The sequence below is a fragment of the Paraniabella hibiscisoli genome (assembly GCF_022512515.1).
In the GTDB taxonomy this organism is placed as follows: Bacteria; Bacteroidota; Bacteroidia; order Chitinophagales; family Chitinophagaceae; genus Niabella; species Niabella hibiscisoli.
Genome location: NZ_JAKWBK010000001.1, coordinates 2,272,999 through 2,293,061, shown reverse-complemented (window position 1 = coordinate 2,293,061; position 20,063 = coordinate 2,272,999). Strand labels below are relative to the sequence as shown.

The 20,063-nt window shown below is 41.0% G+C and carries 21 protein-coding genes and 2 pseudogenes; 4 read left to right on the top strand and 19 right to left on the bottom strand.

The genetic code is table 11. From position 1 onward, the window contains the following. Positions 1–13: 13 nt before the first annotated feature. The 9 genes and pseudogenes from MKP07_RS14530 to MKP07_RS14485 all read right to left on the bottom strand — a co-directional run bounded on the left by MKP07_RS14530 (position 14) and on the right by MKP07_RS14485 (position 7,259). Positions 14–376 (bottom strand): TonB-dependent receptor plug domain-containing protein, encoded by a 363-nt coding sequence (locus MKP07_RS14530; RefSeq protein ID WP_240847835.1) that lies wholly within the window; start codon positions 374–376, stop codon positions 14–16. Then, positions 373–843, bottom strand: coding sequence for a carboxypeptidase-like regulatory domain-containing protein (locus MKP07_RS14525; RefSeq protein ID WP_240847834.1), 471 nt, complete (start codon positions 841–843; stop codon positions 373–375). Before MKP07_RS14525 ends, MKP07_RS14530 begins: the two co-directional genes overlap by 4 nt. 808 nt (positions 844–1,651) lie before the next feature. Continuing rightward, complete coding sequence (locus MKP07_RS14520; RefSeq protein ID WP_240850839.1) at positions 1,652–2,302, bottom strand: VWA domain-containing protein; 651 nt, start codon at positions 2,300–2,302, stop codon at positions 1,652–1,654. Between the two features lie 42 nt (positions 2,303–2,344). Beyond that, positions 2,345–2,524: pseudogene (locus MKP07_RS14515) on the bottom strand (vWA domain-containing protein); the annotation flags it as partial. A 34-nt stretch (positions 2,525–2,558) separates the two neighbouring features. After that, positions 2,559–2,825 (bottom strand): DUF4348 domain-containing protein, encoded by a 267-nt coding sequence (locus MKP07_RS14510; protein WP_240847833.1) that lies wholly within the window; start codon positions 2,823–2,825, stop codon positions 2,559–2,561. After that, positions 2,798–3,505 (bottom strand): hypothetical protein, encoded by a 708-nt coding sequence (locus MKP07_RS14505; protein WP_240847832.1) that lies wholly within the window; start codon positions 3,503–3,505, stop codon positions 2,798–2,800. The genes MKP07_RS14510 and MKP07_RS14505 overlap by 28 nt, the downstream gene beginning before the upstream one ends. A 21-nt stretch (positions 3,506–3,526) precedes the next feature. Beyond that, positions 3,527–4,284 (bottom strand): annotated as a pseudogene (locus MKP07_RS14495) (DUF58 domain-containing protein). A gap of 165 nt (positions 4,285–4,449) precedes the next feature. Further along, positions 4,450–5,451, bottom strand: coding sequence for an AAA family ATPase (locus tag MKP07_RS14490; protein ID WP_240847829.1), 1,002 nt, complete (start codon positions 5,449–5,451; stop codon positions 4,450–4,452). A gap of 107 nt (positions 5,452–5,558) precedes the next feature. Beyond that, a complete protein-coding gene (locus MKP07_RS14485; protein ID WP_240847828.1) occupies positions 5,559–7,259 on the bottom strand; it encodes an NAD+ synthase in 1,701 nt (566 codons plus the stop codon). Between the two features lie 230 nt (positions 7,260–7,489). On the opposite strand from MKP07_RS14485, the gene MKP07_RS14480 reads away from it, so the two are divergent. Beyond that, positions 7,490–8,509: a tetratricopeptide repeat protein gene (locus tag MKP07_RS14480; RefSeq protein ID WP_240847827.1), complete on the top strand. Its 1,020-nt coding sequence runs from the start codon at positions 7,490–7,492 to the stop codon at positions 8,507–8,509. A 227-nt stretch (positions 8,510–8,736) separates the two neighbouring features. Beyond that, positions 8,737–10,521, top strand: coding sequence for an AMP-dependent synthetase/ligase (locus MKP07_RS14475; RefSeq protein ID WP_240847826.1), 1,785 nt, complete (start codon positions 8,737–8,739; stop codon positions 10,519–10,521). Between the two features lie 125 nt (positions 10,522–10,646). Here the strand turns inward: MKP07_RS14475 and MKP07_RS38570 are convergent, their stop codons facing one another. The 5 genes from MKP07_RS38570 to MKP07_RS14455 all read right to left on the bottom strand — a co-directional run bounded on the left by MKP07_RS38570 (position 10,647) and on the right by MKP07_RS14455 (position 16,690). Further along, positions 10,647–10,769 (bottom strand): hypothetical protein, encoded by a 123-nt coding sequence (locus MKP07_RS38570; RefSeq protein ID WP_262919305.1) that lies wholly within the window; start codon positions 10,767–10,769, stop codon positions 10,647–10,649. Positions 10,770–10,862: 93 nt separating this feature from the next. Next, positions 10,863–11,366, bottom strand: a complete 504-nt coding sequence (locus MKP07_RS14470) for a hypothetical protein (RefSeq protein ID WP_240847825.1) — start codon at positions 11,364–11,366, stop codon at positions 10,863–10,865. Positions 11,367–11,443: 77 nt separating this feature from the next. After that, the gene (locus MKP07_RS14465; protein ID WP_240847824.1) at positions 11,444–13,321 is read right to left on the bottom strand and encodes an outer membrane beta-barrel family protein; all 1,878 of its coding nucleotides are present in this window, start codon (positions 13,319–13,321) and stop codon (positions 11,444–11,446) included. Further along, positions 13,294–13,896, bottom strand: coding sequence for a carboxypeptidase-like regulatory domain-containing protein (locus tag MKP07_RS14460; protein ID WP_240847823.1), 603 nt, complete (start codon positions 13,894–13,896; stop codon positions 13,294–13,296). Before MKP07_RS14460 ends, MKP07_RS14465 begins: the two co-directional genes overlap by 28 nt. 226 nt (positions 13,897–14,122) lie before the next feature. Next, entirely contained in the window at positions 14,123–16,690 is a 2,568-nt protein-coding gene (locus tag MKP07_RS14455) for an outer membrane beta-barrel family protein (protein ID WP_240847822.1), read from the bottom strand. 164 nt (positions 16,691–16,854) lie between these two features. Between MKP07_RS14455 and gcvH the strand changes: the two genes are divergently transcribed. Together gcvH and MKP07_RS14445 are read left to right on the top strand one after the other, a co-directional pair. Next, positions 16,855–17,232 (top strand): glycine cleavage system protein GcvH, encoded by a 378-nt coding sequence (gene gcvH, locus MKP07_RS14450; protein ID WP_114792445.1) that lies wholly within the window; start codon positions 16,855–16,857, stop codon positions 17,230–17,232. 27 nt (positions 17,233–17,259) lie between these two features. Then, a complete protein-coding gene (locus MKP07_RS14445; protein WP_240847821.1) occupies positions 17,260–17,769 on the top strand; it encodes a VanZ family protein in 510 nt (169 codons plus the stop codon). 81 nt (positions 17,770–17,850) lie between these two features. Here the strand turns inward: MKP07_RS14445 and MKP07_RS14440 are convergent, their stop codons facing one another. From MKP07_RS14440 to MKP07_RS14420, 5 genes are all read right to left on the bottom strand, one after another. Next, positions 17,851–17,994, bottom strand: a complete 144-nt coding sequence (locus tag MKP07_RS14440) for a hypothetical protein (protein ID WP_240847820.1) — start codon at positions 17,992–17,994, stop codon at positions 17,851–17,853. A gap of 198 nt (positions 17,995–18,192) precedes the next feature. Further along, positions 18,193–18,465 (bottom strand): hypothetical protein, encoded by a 273-nt coding sequence (locus tag MKP07_RS14435; RefSeq protein ID WP_240847819.1) that lies wholly within the window; start codon positions 18,463–18,465, stop codon positions 18,193–18,195. Positions 18,466–18,584: 119 nt separating this feature from the next. Continuing rightward, complete coding sequence (locus MKP07_RS14430; protein ID WP_240847818.1) at positions 18,585–18,797, bottom strand: hypothetical protein; 213 nt, start codon at positions 18,795–18,797, stop codon at positions 18,585–18,587. Positions 18,798–18,816: 19 nt separating this feature from the next. Beyond that, positions 18,817–19,167, bottom strand: a complete 351-nt coding sequence (locus tag MKP07_RS14425) for a DUF4143 domain-containing protein (RefSeq protein ID WP_240847817.1) — start codon at positions 19,165–19,167, stop codon at positions 18,817–18,819. Continuing rightward, on the bottom strand, positions 19,164–19,916 hold the full coding sequence (locus MKP07_RS14420) for an ATP-binding protein (RefSeq protein ID WP_240847816.1): 753 nt from the start codon (positions 19,914–19,916) through the stop codon (positions 19,164–19,166). Before MKP07_RS14420 ends, MKP07_RS14425 begins: the two co-directional genes overlap by 4 nt. Positions 19,917–20,063: the final 147 nt, after the last annotated feature.

The following is a 20,063-nucleotide window of genomic DNA, read 5'->3' as shown; positions in this document are numbered from 1 at the left end:
GGGTTTTCATTGTCTATAGTGGACTGTATTTTTTGCTGGGAATAAAAGGACCTAGAATAGGGTCTCTCGTTATGCGCGCTTCATTGTAAAGCTTCATATAGGTTACCCCGTCCAGCATTTTTACCGTACTAACGGGACTCGTTACGTTCACATCCACCCTGGCGTTAAAACCTACAGGGCCTTCCTTTCCACCTTTTGTAGTAATCATAACAATACCATTGGCACCGCGCGCACCGTACATGCCGGTGGCCAGGGCATCTTTCATGATCGAGAAAGACTCGATGTCATCAGGCTGGAGGCGGGCAAGATTCTCTGTACTGGATTCAAATCCATCAATTAAAATCAACGGTGCAGCCTGGTAACCGAAAGTCGTCACCCCCTTACAAAAAATTGCGCATTATCAGCTCCCGGCTCACCAGATAGTTGATAGGATATAACGCCTGGTATACGGCCTGCAAAGGAGCTGGTAAGGTTGGATGCCGGAACACGAAGGTCTTTCGCATTCACAGTAGTGATGGAGCCCACAATACTGGCTTTCTTTTGCTTACCAAAAGCCACTACGGTTACTTCATCCATATCGTTTTTGGCACCCTGCATCAGCACCTGTATCACGCTCTTATCTCCAACCGCTTCCTTAAAATCCATTTTTCCTATAAAAGAGAATAAGAGTGTGTCTCCAACGGATGCTTCGATCTGAAACTCACCATTAGGGTTTGTAGTCGTAAGTTGTTGTTTGTTAAGTACGCTAACTGTAACACCGGAGAGCACCGCTCCATCTTCCGCATTTTTTACAATACCGGAAACTGTTTTGGTTTGTGCCTGTGCGGCGACACAAAAAAGCATAAATGGAAGTAGCCAAATAAGCCTCATAATTAATAATAGTTAAAGGTTTGAATAAATAAAACTCAAAATATTTATAAGCAGTTCAATCCCTATCCGGGGTTCTTAAAGGGCAAAGAAGACCCGGGCCGGAAAATACACAGCCATATACAAAAACGTTTTAGCAAAAAAATCCAATGAGTCCCTGCAATCGTTACGCAATATCAAAAAGGGGAAATCAATGGCGTTTAGAGAACACCTGTTGTTTGTTCAGATTTTGTCTGGTTTAAAAAAATTAAAAACTTTTTGGTTTAAATACACTCAAGCTAAGCACAACGTTAAATCACTTTAACAAATCGAATATACAAAGATGAAACTAATAACAAAAATTTTTTTCTCATCTTATTTTAATCTTTAATAAACTAATAACTTGTCCATTCATTTTTTAAATGAATATTCAATAAATATAAATTTCCATACCGAAAATTATTGCATCCGTATTTCCTTATCGTTAAAAGGGTGTATTCTTTTTGTTAAGCTTCCTGAAAAAGAATCGGTTAAAAAGGAAAAAATCACCGAAGGACGAGGTAACGGAACCAAGCAAACCCTTTGCAGGCTTTTATTTGAGCATTCCACTAAAACCTAATGTCGATGCCAGCTTAGCTATTAAGATCAAAAAGCTGCTTAACTGATCAGGGAAATTTCTTAAACAGGGTATACTTAAGAAGTACCTCTAACATCATAAATGCAAGGGCAGCCAACACAAGAGGTACAAACATTTCCTGCACATCTTTATAACGGATAATTTCTACTTTTGATTTTTCGAGCTGATCTATTTGCCCATATATGGCTTGTAATGAAGCCTTATCTGTAGCCCGGTAATATTTGCCCCCGTGCTTGTTGCGATCCTGGTTAAAAGACCTTCATCTATATAGTTACGAACGATATTTCCGGCAACATCCTTAACCATCTGTTCTGAGGTACTGGTAGCAGAGCCTAATCCGACACAGTACACTTTAACATGATTTGCTTTGGCAATTTCCATTGCCGTTTCAGGATCTACAATACGTGTTGGAGGCGCATCTTCCTTTCCGTCTGTCAATAAAATAACCACCCTGCTTTTACTGGTACCTTTGCTAATTCGATTAACTGACATCGCCAACCCTTCGCCGATCAAAGTGCCAATTTCCAGGTATCCGCCATCCATTATCTTCAAGGTCTGCAACTGGTTGAGCACCGTATTTTTATCGGGAGTAATAGGGCACTTGGTAAAGCTTTCACCGGCAAAAATCACCAGCCCCATTCTATCTACCGGCCTGTTTTTTACAAACTCAATAGCCACTTCCTTAGCCACCTGGAAGCGCGATGGCTGAACATCCGTGGTGCCCATACTACCACTTACATCCATACATAAAACAATATCTATCCCCTCTCCTTCTGATCGGCTTTTTTGAGTTTGGTGCTGTGGCCTTGCCAAAGCCATTATAAGGCAGGTTAGCGCTAATATGCGCAAAATAAAAGGTGTATGCCTGAAACGGGTTTTAAATGTGGCGGGTGTACTTCCGCTAATAGCAGAGGCAGTGAAGGAACCCCTATCCGTTTTCTCATTTTTAATATATCGCCATATTAAAAAAGGAATGATCCCAAGAAGAATAAAATTCTCAGGCCATATAAACGTGATATTTCTTAACCAATCATAAATCATAAAAACATGAGCCAGTCGCCTTGTTTATTTTTTATTAAGACTTGTTAACAGGTTTCTTCAATTCAGATTCTATATAGTTTATTGATCCCTCAATTACTTCGAATGCAGATGCAGCCTCACTATCATCAGGATGATATTTTGCAAATTTCACGAAATCGCATAAATGCAATACCTGCAATAAACTATCATATTTCGCCTCGTCCGCCATCAAAGGTTTTATTTTCTCCACCAGGTCATTGGAGGTCTGCTGCAAAGAACTAATACCCGTCCTTTCTAAAATATAGGTTCTGAAAATTTCCACCAGCTGGGCATAAAAACGCTTCTCATCGGCTTCTCCGCTTTCAGATTACCCAGGTTTTGTATAGCCTTTGTATAGGCTGTTACAGATGAAACAGAACTGACTACCGGCTTTGATTGTCGCGGCTGCGTAATCCAGTAAACGAGCAGTGCCAGCAAAATCAATAGCGCCGCTCCCAGGTACCACCAGCGTTCCAACTCTGCATCCATTTTAAAAGGTACATCTTTTATCGCCTGAACGTCATTATAAGGTTTTTGAGGATCAAAATCATCAGTGAAAACCACATCCATCAGCAGGCTATTCGTTTTCACAAAAGCCCGTAGCGTAAACTGAGGAATAACCCAGCGCCCCGAGTCGAAACTGGTTAACTGAAAGTATTGCTGGTACAAAGTTGTATCTCCCTGTTGTAATATATGGGAGCTATCTCTCACCAAAAACTCGAAGTGAGCAATACTATCAACTTTGAATGTGGGCGCTTTTACCCCGTTCAATGTTTTTACTTCGAGCGTCAACCAGAAAGGTTCTCCCAGCAGCACTTTACTTTTATCAGTATAAGCGCGCACGGCTACAGGCTGTGCACTGACGGCATCAGAAAACCACCCCATTAAAAACATAATCGCAGCAACGATGATCCATGGCGTATGCTTCCGATCGCCGCGGCTATTTATTATTTTACTGCTCAAACTCACCATCTAAACAATCAACTATTTAATCCTGCTTTTAAAAAATCTTTGTAAAACCCGCACATAATCATCGCCCGTTTTTATATGCAGCAAATCGCTTCCAGCCTTTTTAAAAACAGTTACACTATACTCGGTAGCTTTAAAAAATTGCTCTTCATATATTTTCCGAACGTAGGCGTTACCGGTATCCACCCACTGTGTCTGGCCAGTCTCCGCATCTAATAGTTGCATGAGTCCTGCATTGGGCAGGGTTTGGTCCATCTGGTCGTAGATCCTCACACCTATCAGGTCATGCTTTTTCCCACAACCCGCAAAGTATCCTCATAATTCGAATCGATAAAATCGCTCAGGATAAAGGCAATACTAGACTGTTTTATCGCATTGGTAAAATACTTCAATGCTGTATTTAAACGCGTACTCTTCCCCTTGGCTTCGAGACTCAATATTTCTCTAACAATAAATAAAGCATGTTGTCTTCCTTTTTTAGGAGGCACATACATCTCCATCTTATCGCTGTAAAATATAGCGCCTACTTTATCTCCGTTGCTGACTGCTGAAAAAGCCAACACTGCAGCGATCTCTGTGGCCAGATCTCTTTTAAAACCGTACTGCGTACCAAACAAAGAGCTGTTACTTATATCTACAATCAACATCACAGTCAGCTCCCGCTCTTCTTCAAAAATCTTACTGTAAGGATGTCCAAACCTGGCTGATACATTCCAGTCGATAAAACGAATATCATCACCGGCCGCATATTCACGTACTTCCTTAAAAGACATACCCTTGCCCTTAAAAGCACTATGATACTCCCCGAGAACAGGTCCCGGGCCAGCTTCTTGCTTTTTATCTCAAGCTCACGAACTTTTTTAATATTTCGGCAGTGGAGCGCATGTTTTGAGATGACAGTTAACGGATGACAGCTGACAGTTACCTTATCAACCTAATTATGGCACATTTACTTTACTTAGGATCTCGTCGATTATATTTTCTACATTGATATTTTCGGCTTCAACTTCGTAAGTAAGGCCAATACGATGTCTCAATACATCGTGTACAATACTCTTTACATCTTCAGGCATTACAAATGCCCTTTTATTTAAAAAGGCTCTCGCTTTTCCTGCCAGGGCCAGGTTAATGCTACCCCGCGGAGAAGCACCGTAAGCAATCAGCGGCTCCAGCTTTTTTAATTCGTAGCGGCCGGGATAACGGGTAGCAAAAACGATATCCAGTATATATCGCTCTACTTTCTCATCCAGGTAAATATCTCTTACCAAATCCCGCGCATGTAACACATCGCTGACAGTGACTACGGGCTTGATTTCCGGCATTTTTACCGACTGGACATTAGACCGTAGAATCAGCTGCTCTTCCTGCATTTCAGGATACCGCACAATAACCTTCATGATAAACCTGTCCACCTGCGCCTCGGGCAGCGCATAAGTGCCCTCCTGCTCCAACGGGTTTTGCGTGGCGAGCACCAAGAAAGGCTCTTCCAGCCTATACGTTTTATCTCCAATAGTCACCTGCCTTTCCTGCATGGCTTCTAAAAGCGCAGATTGTACTTTTGCCGGTGCACGGTTAATTTCATCCGCCAAAATAAAGTTGGCGAAAATGGGGCCCTTGCGAACCACAAAATCATTCTGCTGCTGATTGTAGATGAGTGTGCCTATTACGTCAGCAGGTAACAGGTCGGGTGTAAACTGAATCCTGCTGAAGTTAGCCTGTATCGCCGTTGCCAGCGATTTAATAGTAAGCGTCTTGGCCAAACCTGGCACTCCTTCTAACAACACATGTCCGTTACTTAACAGCCCTATCAATAGCCGGTCAAGCATGTGCGCCTGCCCAACAATAATATGACTTACCTCTTCCTTTAAACGGTCTACAAAACTGCTTGCTTCAGCTATTTTACCGCTTAGTATTTTAATATCTTCTGCTGTTTTCAACATATCTGAATCAATTGATCATCATTATTAATGAATTAGATCGGCTTGTGATCACTTTATAAAAACCGGTTGTTGTAATGTGGGCTTAAAAATGAAACCAACTGCCGTCCTTAACTCAAATATTTTGCCACAATGGGAATACGCCTGCCTACACCAAATGCTTTGTAACTTACACGTATAATGGGACAAAACTGGTTTCGTTTATACTCATTCATATTCACCATCCTTAAAATCCTTGTAACGAGCGCTTCGCTAAAACCCTGTGCGATCAATTCTTTTGGTCCCTGCCGTTCCTCTATATATTTAAAAAGAATGGTGTCGAGCTCGTCATATTCAGGTAAACTGTCGCTATCTTTTTGATCGGGTCTTAGCTCGGCTGATGGAGCTTTGGTTAAAATGTGTTCGGGGATAATCTCTTTATCCTTATTGATATAACGTGCCAGGGCATATACCTGTGTTTTATACACATCGCCCAGTACCCCCAGGCCACCGGCCATATCTCCATATAAGGTTCCATAGCCCGTTGCCAGCTCACTCTTATTGGAAGTATTCAATAAGATATATCCTAATTTATTGGCGATAGCCATCAATAAATTCCCTCTTGTACGGCTCTGAATATTTTCTTCCGCTACACTGAATGGCAGATCTTTAAACAAGGGCTGGAGCTCCGTTAGAAAAGCATCGTAAATATTTTTGATAGGAATAATATTGTAAGGATTCTCCAGGTTCCTGCTCAGCTCTTCGGCGTCGCTTACAGAGTGGCCCGTGGAATATTGCGAAGGCATTAAAACAGCCCTTACATTATCTTTCCCCAAAGCCTCAACGGCAAGCGCAATAGTTACGGCACTATCAATACCACCACTAGAGCCAATAATAGCTTTTGTAAAACCCATTTTCGAAAAGTAGTCCTTTATACCCAATACCAGGGCAGCATATATTTCTTCGATACTTTTACCGTCAGCCAGGTACTCTAACACATTTTTACCTACACCTACTTCTGAAGCAGCGTAATAAACCCTTACATCCTGCTCCCCGGCTGCTTTTTGATTCACCAGGTCTTCCAGATCAAATACCCGGAAATCTTCCTCAAAATATTTCAACTCACCAGCCTTATTACCTGCATCATCATATACCAGGCTACCGCCGTCAAAAACTATTTCCGTTTGAGAGCCTACCGTATTGCAATAAAGCATGGGCAATTTGTATTTTATGGCGTGTGCTTTTACTATGCTGTTTCGTACAATATCCTGTGCATAATTGTATGGAGAAGCCGAAAGATTGATCATTACATCAGGTGCAAATGGTATCAGCTCTTCCATGGGCGTGGTACGGTACAGCGGATTGGTGCCCATATTCCATATGTCCTCGCAGATGGTTACCGCCAGTTTTTTGCCTTTAAACTCCAGCACGTTCCAATTGTAGGCCGGCTCAAAATAGCGTCCTTCATCAAACACATCATAAGTAGGCAAGAGCGTTTTATGGACCGTGCCCTGAACCTGCTTATTGTAAAGCAAAAATGCCGCATTGAAAAGATCTTTTCCCTTCGGATCGAGATTTCTGGCAGGAGCACCAACCAGCACCCCTATCGTATCAGCATGTTCTTTGATCTTGTCGATAGTTGCATAACACTGATTGATAAAATCATTAAATTCTAAAAAATCCCGGGGAGGATAACCACAAATGCATAACTCTGAAAATACGATCAGTTCAGCCCTCTCCTCTTTAGCCATTTTAATGGCTTCTATAATTTTATTGGCGTTGGATTCAAAATTTCCTATATGATAATTCTGTTGCGCTAATGCAATCTTCATCTATTCTTTTTTAATACTTACAAATGTAACTTTCTGCCTATAAAAAGTATTCGCTTTCAAAATGTTTTAACATTCAGTGGATTATGTATATTCAATAATCGCCCCAAAAAGCCCGTTTAAAGAAAATTTTCCTGAGCTGCCACCCTTTCGCCTACTTTTGCATCTGCAATAGGCATGGCCGTTATTTCCGGCTTACTTTTTGCCTTTTTTGGTATCAAAATTTGTATTGAATGAAAAAATTATTTGTAACAAGCTTATTTATATCTGCTTGTGTAACATTAACTGCACAAAACACAATTTCGTCTGAGCGCCAGCGCGCCCGCAACTTTATGCAGTCCGGCGATCTCGACAATGCTGTGCTGGTGTTAACAAAAGCAAGCGAGAATAATAAAAATGATGTTGACCTCCAGAAAGATCTGGCTTTGGCCTACTACTATAAAAAGGATTACAACAAGGCCCTGGAAACTATTAAGCCGGTAATTGCCAGCCCCGATTGTGACCCATCGGCTTACCAACTAGCCGGTAATGTTTACAAAGCCCAGGAAAATTACAAGGAGGCTGAAAGAATGTACAAGGAAGGATTGAAAGATTTCCCTAACAACGGTCCGTTACACAACGATTATGGCGAGTTAATGGAGGTAATGAAAAACCCTCTGGGCGCTATAGATCAATGGCAAAAGGGAATACAGGCAGCGCCATCTTACGGAGGCAATTACTATAATGCTGCAGTGTACTACTACAAGCAGCAGGACGATAAGATATGGGCCATTATTTATGGTGAGATTTACGCTAATATGGAAAGCTTAAATCCAAAGTCCAACAGTATCAAGAAAATGGTTTTGGACGCTTATAAGCAAAAGCTGTTCATCTCTAATAACCTGAAAGCCGATGCAGCCAACCAGAAAAACGCGTTTGCGAGAGCTGTAATGGAAACTTTTGCTAAGCAATCGGGCATATCTGCACAGGGCATTACGCCTGAAAGCCTGGCAATGATCCGCACCCGTTTTATTTTAGACTGGAATGCGTCGTATGCTAAAAATTTCCCTTTCCGTTTATTTGATTACCATCAGCAGCTGATGAAGGACGGACTGTTTGACGCTTATAATCAATGGATGTTTGGCCCTGTAGACAACCAGACTGGTTTCGAAAAATGGGTACAAACACACAAGGAGGAATATGATAAGTTTACAGCGTTTCACACTTCCCGCATATTTAAAATGCCTGTAGGACAAACTTATGCACTTAAATAAAGGTCTTTAAAGCAAGTTAAAAACCACCTTGTATATGGGTGGTTTTTTTATGCGCTATTGCCAGATATTGAGCCGCTAAAGCACTTTGTTCTTAACTATTTTTCTTAACTTGTATGTCATTAATTGATTTGAAGCATGTGAACCTGAACGCAATGGCCTTTTTAACATTGCAGTGGAATGCGAAAGGAAATTTTATCATTGTGTTAGCCATAAGAAAAAATAATTGAATGAATTATCCAGAATACCGATTGTTTGACGCCGTAGGCCATCAGCTAAAAAACTTCCCCAAGAATGATATGCTTTGTGCCAAAGAGCAGGGGCAATGGAAGGCTTATACAACACAGGAAGTAGCAGATATAGCTGACCGGTTATCGGCGGGGCTTTTAGCCAAAGGAGTAAGTGGAAATAATTTCACCCCTGAGACCAGTGATAAAATAGCCATTATCAGCAACAACCGTCCTGAGTGGATCTTTACCGATCTGGCAGTTCAGCAAATAGGCGCCATACTTATTCCGATGTATCCTACTACCAGCACGCAGGAGCTGGAATATATTTTAAACGAATCAGAAGCTAAATATATTTTTGTGAGCAGCGGGGAACTGCTAACCAAAATCCAATCATTAAAAAGTGATTTCCTACAAGGCATCTATACTTTTGATAAAGTAAACGGGGCTGCTCATTATTCAGAATTATTGAACCTGGCATCTGATGAGCATTTGCAACAGGCGGCCGCCATCAAGAAACAAATACCTAACACACATGTGGCTACCATTATTTATACCAGCGGCACTACCGGCACTCCAAAGGGGGTTATGCTTAGCCATGGCAATATTGTAAGCAACGTGTTTTTCTCCAAAGCCAGTTTCCCGTTTCCGGATCAGCCTCAAACCAAGGTATTGAGCTTTCTCCCGTTGAACCATATTTTCGAGAAAATGGTAAGCTATATCTACCTGTTTAGTGGCATCTCTATTTATTATGCCGAAAGCCTCGAAACGATTGCCGATAATTTAAGAGAAGTAAAGCCGGATGGTTTTACCACCGTGCCTCGTTTACTGGAAAAAGTGTATGAGAAAATTATGGCCAAGGGCAATGAATTAAGCGGTATCAAAAAATCGCTGTTCTCCTGGAGTGTAGCACTGGGCTTAAAATATGATAACCGTACTCCTCCGGGAGGATTGTACTCTTTCAAACTAAATATTGCCAGGAAGCTGGTATTCAGTAAATGGCGGGAAGCGCTTGGAGGAAATATCAGCTTTATCATCACAGGCGGTGCTGCTGCCTCCGAAAAATTGTTACGCATCTTTAACGCAGCAGGCATTCCTATCTACGAAGGCTATGGACCAACAGAAAACAGTCCGGTGATATGTGTAAACCGTAAGCAAAACAATGAAACCTTTTTTGGCACAGTAGGTCCACCCATTGACGGCATAGAGGTTAAATTAGCAGAAGATAGCGAGATTCTGGTAAGAGGCGCCAGTGTTATGCAAGGGTACTATAAACATCCTGAGTTAACAGCAGAGGTTATTATAGACGGGTGGCTGCACACGGGTGATATCGGCACCATTATCGAAAACCGCTTCTATAAAATAACCGACCGTAAAAAAGAGTTATTTAAAACCAGCGGTGGTAAATACGTAGCGCCACAACCTATTGAGAATAAGATGAAGGAAAGCAAATTCATCGAGCAGATCATCGTTTTGGGTAGCGAGAGAAAATTTGTAAGCGCCCTGATTATTCCATCATTTACTGCCGTTAAAGATTGGATGAAAGAGAATGGGGTACCTGAAATGAGCCATGCTGAAATAGTAAAAGATCAAAAAATACATGATCTTTTCCGCTCAGTAATTGACCACCACAATGTCAATTTCAATCATGTTGAACAAATTAAAAAATTTGTGCTTTTACCTACTGAATGGAGTGTACATGGAGGAGAAATGACCCCTAAGATGAGCCTGAAACGCAAAGTAATAGTGGAGAAATATAAAAACGATATTGAAGATATTTATGCATAGAGCCTGCGCTCTATGCATGTTTGCCTGCTACATATTATCGTCGTGCCTCTTGCTGGCGTTCTCTTTGCTTTCATTACTTTCCATCACCTTGCTGCCTTTCTGCATTAACGAAGACACCGGACCTTTCATATCTTCCTGTGGGTCTGTTTTACCCAGGGTTTCAGGATCAGGCTTAACTGACGCATCTGCATGCTCGTCTGTTTTTTTATCCTTTTTAGTTCTTCTTCTTTCAGGTTTTTGTTGTCCATATCTTAAAATTTTTATGTTAAAAAATAAAATAAGCTAAAAGCTATTCAACATCAATTGCCCAGTAATAAAAGGCAATTATCATACCTAATTGATTAGCGCTCCATCGTAATAAAGACATCCCCCACCTGCGAGCCTGAAGCCATATTACTCTTATTGATAATGACCGTGTAGTTACCTCGTTGTTTAATATCATAAACCAATTGTTGGCCAAACGGACCGTCCATACTTCCATCAGGTCGGATCACCTGGCTGATACGAATATTGACATCGGGTTTACTATGATTGATACTGATCCGCAGCTGACCTACCTCTAAATCCGTTATGGTAACATGTATGGACTGTTGATCTGATGTAAGCGTTTTAGGCAACCTTGTCACCGGTAAAGTTTCCGCAGGAATTTGAACCTGTATAACAGTTTCGGCGGGCATTATGGCAGAGGCGGTATCCATAGATGTAATGCTATCCACAATCACAACAGAATCACGCACCATTACGGGATCAACAACAGCGTCTTTTTCATCGCTGCTTTTACCCAGGTTAGATGAGTTATTACAACTTAACAGCCAACTGGCTGATACTAAAAAAATAAAGAGCATTTCATAACCTTTATAATGCAAAAAAGTTGCCAACAATAGCCGGCAACTTTTACTAAACCAACAAAACTAAGCTTTTATTACTGCTGGCCCGGTGCTCCTCCACCGTCGCCTGTACGTTTATTTTCTTCTTCTAAACCTGTTTTACGTTGTCTTGCAGCCTTAACCTGTGCACTACCAAAGCGGTAAGTGAAGTTAATTTTAAACTGGCGAGATTCCCAGTTAGCTCCTACCCTGTTCAAAGCTCCTGCATAATTGGCATCGCCCCTGAAACGCATGGTTTTGAAAATATCGCTTACACTTGCCTTAATGGTTCCTTTTCCCTGCATTATGGTTTTCTGCATACCAGCATCCACAAAACCCATTGCTTTACTTCTGAAAATACCTTGCCATATAGAAGGAGAGATATAAAGACCCGTAAGTTCTGCGGTCCAGGTTTTAGCAAATTTGTACGATCCCTGCGTATAAATTGTATAGCTAAACACTTCTTCTTTTATATCCCTGCCTGCTCCTCCAAAATCTGCTTTATAAATAGAGTAGTTGGAGTTAAGGTTTGAAAAAAGCATGAAGTTTTTATAGCTAAATGGATAGCTTACATTAAGACCTATTATATCCTGGGTAGCCAAATTACGTGTAATCTGAAATGACTTACTTCCTTCAGCTGTATCCAGAATCTGTGCAAACAGATCCTTAATATGGCTATAGTTTAAAGTAGTATTGAGCTTGTACTTAAAGGTATGCGTGATACCAAAGCTGTTTGTATACTGTGGCTTCAGGTAAGGATTACCCTCCTGATAAGTATAATCATTCAACGCAAACCTGAAAGGGTTCAGGTTACTGTAATTAGGTCTGTCTATACGACGGCTGAATGTAAAATTCCACTGGCTCATGGGATTTTTATTGAACGTAATAGCCGCGCTTGGGAAAAGATCTGTATAGCTTCTTTTCACAGTAGAGTCGGCAGTCACTTCGCTGGTAGAAACGCCATTCGAATTGGTGTTCTCGCCTCTTAAACCCACCTGTATCATAAATCCTTTAAACTGGCGGTTATAATTTACATACAATGCATTCACGTTCTCCGTGTAATCAAAAACGTTTGACTCTTTGATATTGAGCACTTCGGAAGCGCCATTTACATCAAACCTATTGAAATCATTGAACGTTTCAACAAACCCGATTTTAGTACCGTAGCTTAACTTCCCCTTCCAGGCATTTTGCTCCCAATCCGCCTTAAACGAGTAAATATTAATATCAGTAGGCGTAACCATCCTGTAAATATTTCTTGAGATCTCCGTAGCATGATCGCCTGTATAGTAAATATTAGGAATATACTGGTTGGTATAGTTTTCATAACGGCCATAATCCAGGTCAATGTTCAATTGATGACCAGATGTATCTGCATACTTGTAGTTTACATTGGCATTGTAGTTTTTACGATCACCTTCCATTACCGGATTGGCCTCAAGTATACGATCAGGCACGGCGTTACCTCTTGGTGTAATACTCATCGGGCCGTTGGTTCTGTTGGTGTTATCGGAAATATTACCACTTAAAATAACACCCAATGTATTTTTAGTGTTCAGGTAATAATCTACTCCCGCCTTAAAACCATGTGCCTGTCTTTGGCTTTTCATATTTGACACCTGGTCAAAAATGGTATCCTTAGTGCTATTCAGACCACTAATCTCCCTATATAAAGTAAGCTTATTGTAGTTTAAACCTCGACTGTAGTTGTAGTTACCAAAATAGTTGGCCTTTTTGCTGCGATGATTGAGCGATATACCAGCATTATATTTAGCAAATACACCCACATTATAACCAGCATTAACCGTTCCGTTGGTGCCCAATGCCTTATCTTTTTTCAATTTGATATTAATAATACCGGCGTTACCTGAAGCCTCATAGCGCGCACCGGGATTAGTGATCAGTTCTATACTCTCAATGCTGGACGATTGCAAAGAACGAAGGTAATTACCCAGATCAGCGCCCTTAACGGACTTGGTTTTCCGTCGATATACACTTCCACTCCATTTTTGCCCGACATGCTGATGTTATCATCTTTATCTACCAGGACGCCAGGAGATCTTCTTAACAGGTCGATACCATCATTACCGGTAGCATTTACGGTGCCTTCAACATTTACAATCATTTTATCTGCTTTCACCTCGATCATTGGCCGCCTGGCTGTAACTACCACAGCGGACATTTCAGTTGCAACTTTAGTTAAGGTAATGTCCTGAACATTCTTATCGGCGCCAGCCAACTCAAAAGGAGCGCTATAGGCTTTTGTATAACCTACTGCTGTCGCCTGCACTATATACTTTCCCGACTCGATATGCTCAAACGTATAGCTACCGCTTTTGTCTGAAGCGTTCAGCTTCGCAATAGAAGAGTCCGCAGCTTTCAACAGGGTAACGGTGGCTGCATTTAATGGTTTGCTATCTGCATCCTTAACTGTTCCGGAAATTTTTTGCGCATTTGCCGTAGTTGGTAGTAGCACACCCAGGCATAAGATCAACACTAGAATTCTCATAAAAAAACTTTGATTTGATAATTTTCGATATGCAAACCTACCTGTAAAATAACTGTCGTAAAAGTAGTTGCCGATAAATGGTAAAAAAATCCGGTTAAATGGCAATCCGTATCGGTCAACTGCTTAAATAAGCCGTTGTTCAACTCTAACCAACTGATAAATGGTACATTACAAACAAAAGCTGCCGGTTGCCCGACAGCTTCTCTACATATAAATTGAACGCTTTTTAGTTACCACCGCTTTTCACCCTGTTCTGCTCGTCTCCGGCGCCACCGGTTCGCCTCCTGGTAGGCGCTACCTTGTTGTTACCAAACCTGTAGTTGAAGGTGAGCGTAAACTGCCGGCTGTCCCGCTTATTCTGGATATCCACATCCACGTCACTATATTTAGCGTATCCGTTAAAAATCTGCGTTCTGAAAATATCTCTTACGCCCAGTTTTACGGTTCCTTTCTTTTTAAGTACTTCCTTTGCCAGGGCAGCATTCAGGGCGCCCATCTGCCCGCTCACCATCAACCCTTCCATAAAACGGGTGCCATACCAGCCACTAATTTCGCTGGACCAACCTTTGCCATAGGTAAAAGTATTAGACATATTACCGGTAAATCCTGTAAGCTGAATGTCTACCGGGTCATTTCGTTTACCGTTGCTGTAAATACCTGTGTAGTGATTGTTGAATACATTGGCATACAGGTTTAACGTCCACCACTTAACTACGGGCATATTCAGCGATACCGCTAAACCCAGCTGTTTCATCTTACTAAAATTTTCTTTGGTTTGAAAAGTGATCTTGTTCTCTGTATCCTGTTTCAGCATTTCAGCTATAATATCATTGGTTTGCGTATAATTGATAGTGGTAGTTAGTACTCTCTTAAATGTATGGCTCAACTCTATATTATTGGTGAATTGTGGTTGCAGATAAGGATTACCCTGGCCATAGGTTAATGAGTCGAGGAAAAACACAAATGGATTCAGATCGTCATAGTCGGGACGGGTGATACGACGGCTATAGCTCAGGCTTAACTGGTGAGTTTCGCTTGCATTAAATGTTACACCGGCATTAGGGAAAAGGTTGGTATAATTTCTTGAGAAAGACGAGTCATTTTGCATCTGATGTCCTTTCGCAACCGTATTCTCAACCCTTAATCCTGCTGTCAGCTCCCATTTTTTAAGAGTCGATGAAAAAATGGCATAGGCAGCATTGATATTCTCTTTATATATAAAATGGTTGCTGCGCTTAGCATCATTCATCCAGTCCATACTGTCTTTCCGGGTATACATTACCCTGTTATCCGTATTTACAAAGCTTGATTTAAGCCCGGCTTCAACCTTTAAGAATTTTGATAAAGATTTTACATAATCTATTTTACCGCTATAAATATTGATTTCGGAGGGAATATCCCCTAAAAGAAAAATATCTATAAATGATTGCTGTCCCGCCGCATTAAGAGGTTTGGTTAATAAATAGGTACTGCCCTGGTTCTTATAGTAAGCCTGATCAAAATCCACGCTCAGTTCATGACCTGCGGAATCGAAAGTATGCTTATAATTAAGATTGGTAGAAATATTATTGGAATTCGTTTTATTTATCGCAAGCGATTTGATTCTGGATTCTATATCACCCGATGCATCACGCAAATTGGAGTTACTGTTTTGGGTTTCCTTCCAGTTACCAAAATTCCCGTTCACAACTACACCTGCCACGTTTTTATTATTGAAGTAGTAATCCATACCTATTTTAGCATTATGATAATCGCCACCATTACTTCTTTCTGAAACCTGGTCCGAAGAACCTTTCAGCGTTGAGTTATCTTCCGCTAAGAACTTCCTGTCAAGCGTCAGCGTGCTCTTATTAGCCCAGTGCCCGCCATTATAACTGCCAAATAAATTTACCTTGTTATTCCTGTAGTTAAGATTCAATCCACCGTTGTAACGGGAATAAAATCCATTAGCATAGTTTAAGTTAGCATTTCCATTTATTCCCTTGATCGTACCCTTCTTCGTTTTGATATTGATAATACCTGAGTTTCCAGCCGCATCATATTTGGCCGGCGGATTGGTCATAATCTCGATCTTGTCAAGTCCGCTGGCCTGCAAACTCCTTAAAAAGGTAGCCAGCTGAGTGGAGCTCATATAAGTAGGTTTATCATCAATCAACACCAGAACACCGCCTTTACCCTTCACACTGATATTGCCATCGTTGTCTACAGAAACACCAGGCGATTTTTCCAGTATCTCCAGAACATTCAAACCTGCATTGGTGGGTGAGGCGTCTACATTTACGATTGTTTTACCGGCTTTCACTTCTACCATCGGTCGTTTGGCAGTAACTACTACGCCAGCCATTTGAGTGCTGGCTTTTTCTAACACGATATCCTGTTTAGTATCCTTACCTGTATTTAGGTTGATAAGCGGTGAGTACATTGGCACGTAGCCCACATTGGTAGCCATTACCAGGTATTTACCTTCTTCGGCCTTTTCAAACTGGTATTTGCCGTCCTTATCTGTAAGGTTCATCTTTACCAAAGTTGAGTCGGCGGCTTTTAAGAGAGAAACGGATACATTAGGCATTGGCCTGGTATCAGCATCAGTGATCTTCCCGGTTACGGTTTGGGCATTGGCAAAGCATACAACACCGGTAAAAAATAAAGACAAAAATAACGATCGCATAAAATTGGTTTGTGCAGCAAAGCTATCTTCAGCCCCATCCGATGCAAAGCATTTTACGGTAAATGGTATAAAACGTCCGTTAAAAGTGATGAAATAACATTTAAATGGTTTGGCAGCATCCTGCATTTACTATAATTCGGATAAAATGCCCGAATGTTACAGTTTGAAAGAAAAGATATTGACCCCACTTATCTAACAGAAATACCGAATGACAAAAAAATGACAGTTTCAAAATAAAGTCAATGCTTTTACCCATATTTGTATTTCAAAAATTAAACAATTAAATAGCTATGAGTTATCCTGATACATTGCGCTACACTAAAGACCATGAGTGGATTAAGCTGGAAGGCAATATTGCAACCATCGGCATTACAGACTTTGCACAGCGTGAGTTGGGCGATATTGTTTTTGTTGAGGTAGAAACAATTGGAAAAGCGCTGAAAGCGAACGAAGTTTTTGGTACGGTAGAAGCGGTTAAAACAGTATCTGACTTATACCTGCCTGTAGATGGCACCATTAACGAATTAAATCCGGCTTTAGGAAATGCGCCTGAGTTGGTGAATACCGACCCATATGGTGAGGGCTGGATGATCAAGATGACGGTAGACAACCCTGCAGATGTTGATGGTTTGCTGGATGCTGCGGGCTACGAAGCCGTAACGGGATAATCCCTTTGTTATACTAAACAGATGAATTTGAAAAAATTAGTGAATAGTTTTTGGCCGGCCCTTTTTTGGTCGGCCATTATTGTTTTCCTGCTGTCCATACCCGGATCTGACCTTCCTGAAGAATCTTCCTTTTTAAGTATTCCTTATTTTGACAAATGGGTGCATTTTGGAATTTTTGCGCTCTTTGTTGTTTTATGGTGCTGGGCGGTAAGTTTAAAGAAGCATTCCGGCAACCTCGTCCGAAAATTTATATGGATTACACTGGCGGGTATTTTACTAGGCTACCTGATGGAACTCGTTCAGAAGTACCTTGTGCCTCACCGCGATTATGATCTCTGGGATGTAGTTGCAGATGGCGCTGGTGCAATCGCAGGTCTGGTTTTTAGTCTTAAAGTATTTAGAAAAAATAGACCCCTGTGGAAACAGGGGTCGCAACCAAAACTAACTGCTTATGAGAAAATTGACTATCTTAAATCTTATACATTAAAAACGTACAAGAGCATTTTTTATTTTGAAAGACTTGTTAAAGTAATTTAAAAGCCTTTTTGAATTAAATTCTGTGACTAAAGAACTGACTAAATAGTAGCAGAAACTATGCCAAATTCACAATAAAAGAATTTATTTGAAGAAACCCTGAATCAAATCTGCAATACCTCCACCACTCTGGCGTTGGGCTTGTTGCTGGGTTTGCGACTGACGGCTTACGGCGCCTATAATGTCTGATAAATCTACTTTACCATCGCCATTGGTATCTGCTCCCAATTGGCCAATAAGTCCCTGGAAGTCAATACCATTGGCTTGAGGAGCTGCTTTACTGCCGCCTGTTAATTCCCCTATAAGACTATTAAGGTTAAACCCTGCATTAGCAGGATCGCTGCTGCTGGGTATTGCTTACAAGACTATTTAAAACGCCGGGGATAATATTATTAGCTACAGTGTTCGCTACTGCGGGACTGAGGTTCATTTTTTCATCAGGTTGTTAGCCAAATGGCCTACCATCATACTGGTAATGGGATTACTTAATATGCCATTGCGCCCTTGCGACTGATCACCTGAAAACATGGAAATAATATTCTGTAACCCGCCTCCACTTAGCATATTTTGAAGACCTCCGGTTATGGTGCTTGCAGCTTCCATCATAACTTCATTGTTTCTTTCGTTAGGTACTTCGGTGTTTTGAACCACAGATTGTTGGCCCTGTTGTTTAACAAGGTCCAGGATTTGCTCAAGCATTGGAATGATATTTTAAAATGTTTAAAAAACGAGTTGATCTATTGCAGGGCAATTTGCAACTATTTCCAGTACCATTTTCAAAAAAATCGATTAATGCTATCTTTTATTCCACGAACCTGCTATTTGCGGGAAGCTTTCTCACTTTTCCACCAGCGGTAACCCACAATGCCGATTACTAAAAGAGGAATAAAAGCCAGGTAAATGATGCCGCTGTTCATGCCATGTGCAGGCCCATCACCTAACTGTTGTGCCGTTTTGGTACAAATAGAACATTGCGCAAAAGCACTTAAGCCTGATAACAGAAAAATAAAAATTACAACAATCCTTTTCATCAGGAGGCAAAATTACGCTTTATGTAATGTATGGCAGGTAATTATTTTGATGAATAACATGAAAGGCGGAACCTATATAAGCTTTGGCAAATGCAGCAGGTATTTTAACTGGTTTTTCTTTCCATTTTGTTTCGAAGGCTTCTAAAAAATCATTCGACTCCTCAATTAAATCAATTTCCTGCTGATCGTAGGTTCGCCAATAATAACTATTTACAACCCTGAACTGATAGTCGTTGTATTTCATACGCTCACTCAAAATGTAATTTTCCCAGAGCAACCCCACATCCTGCCGCAGGGGCAGTAAATTAAAGTTGTTAAGAAGTGCATTACGCACCCCATTGTCAACAAAATACCAGCGGCTACTTTTCACAATTTCCTTACGAAGGTTTTTACTATAGCCCCCCGCTTGTAAATAACAAACACTTTACTTAGCAGATCCAAATACCGTTCTACAGTATTCTTGCTGATCCCCAGGTTTCTTCCGAGCTCTTCGAGGGAGACCTCTTTTCCCACTTGCAGGGCCAGTAGCATCAGCAGGTCTTTCATCTTTTGAGGATTCCTGATGTCTTCAAAGGCCAGGATATCTTTTAGCAGGTAAGTATTCACCAGCTCCTTAAGATACTGCTGCTTTTCCATAATAGATGAAATACTCAATATTTCCGGATAGCTGCCAAAAATCAACCGGTCTGCAAGGTTTTGTTTGGTTTGCAATGTATTTTCAGTTGCGGCTAGCTCCATTTGTGCAACAGGATACATAATATTAGTTAATGTGCGCCCTACCAAAGGCTCTCCGGCGGTTTGCTGCAGGTCGAAACTGCTGGAGCCGGTAATGATAATATGAAGTGGCTTTATCTCATCTATCATCAATTTTACTTTCCGGCCTATATCGGGTATGTATTGCGCCTCATCAATGATCAACAATTTTTTGCCCATTAAAAGGCGTGTGTAATTGGCAACCGTTCTTTCCTTTAAAATCAGTTCCGTATCCTCGTCTTCTCCGTTCAGCCATATACAGTCGGTAGAAAAATGTTCTTTTATCTTTAGCAATAGCTCTGTTTTTCCAACACGCCTGGCTCCCACTAACAGGGAGACCTTTTGCCGGGAGCAATCCGATAACATTTTATTAAACAAGGCGCGGTTCAACACTATACAAATATAACTAAACTGACGGAATTTATATTAATTAAGTTAATATACTGACGGTATTTATATTAATTCAGTCAATATACTGACGGAATTTACATTTCATATCAATAAAAAATCCCG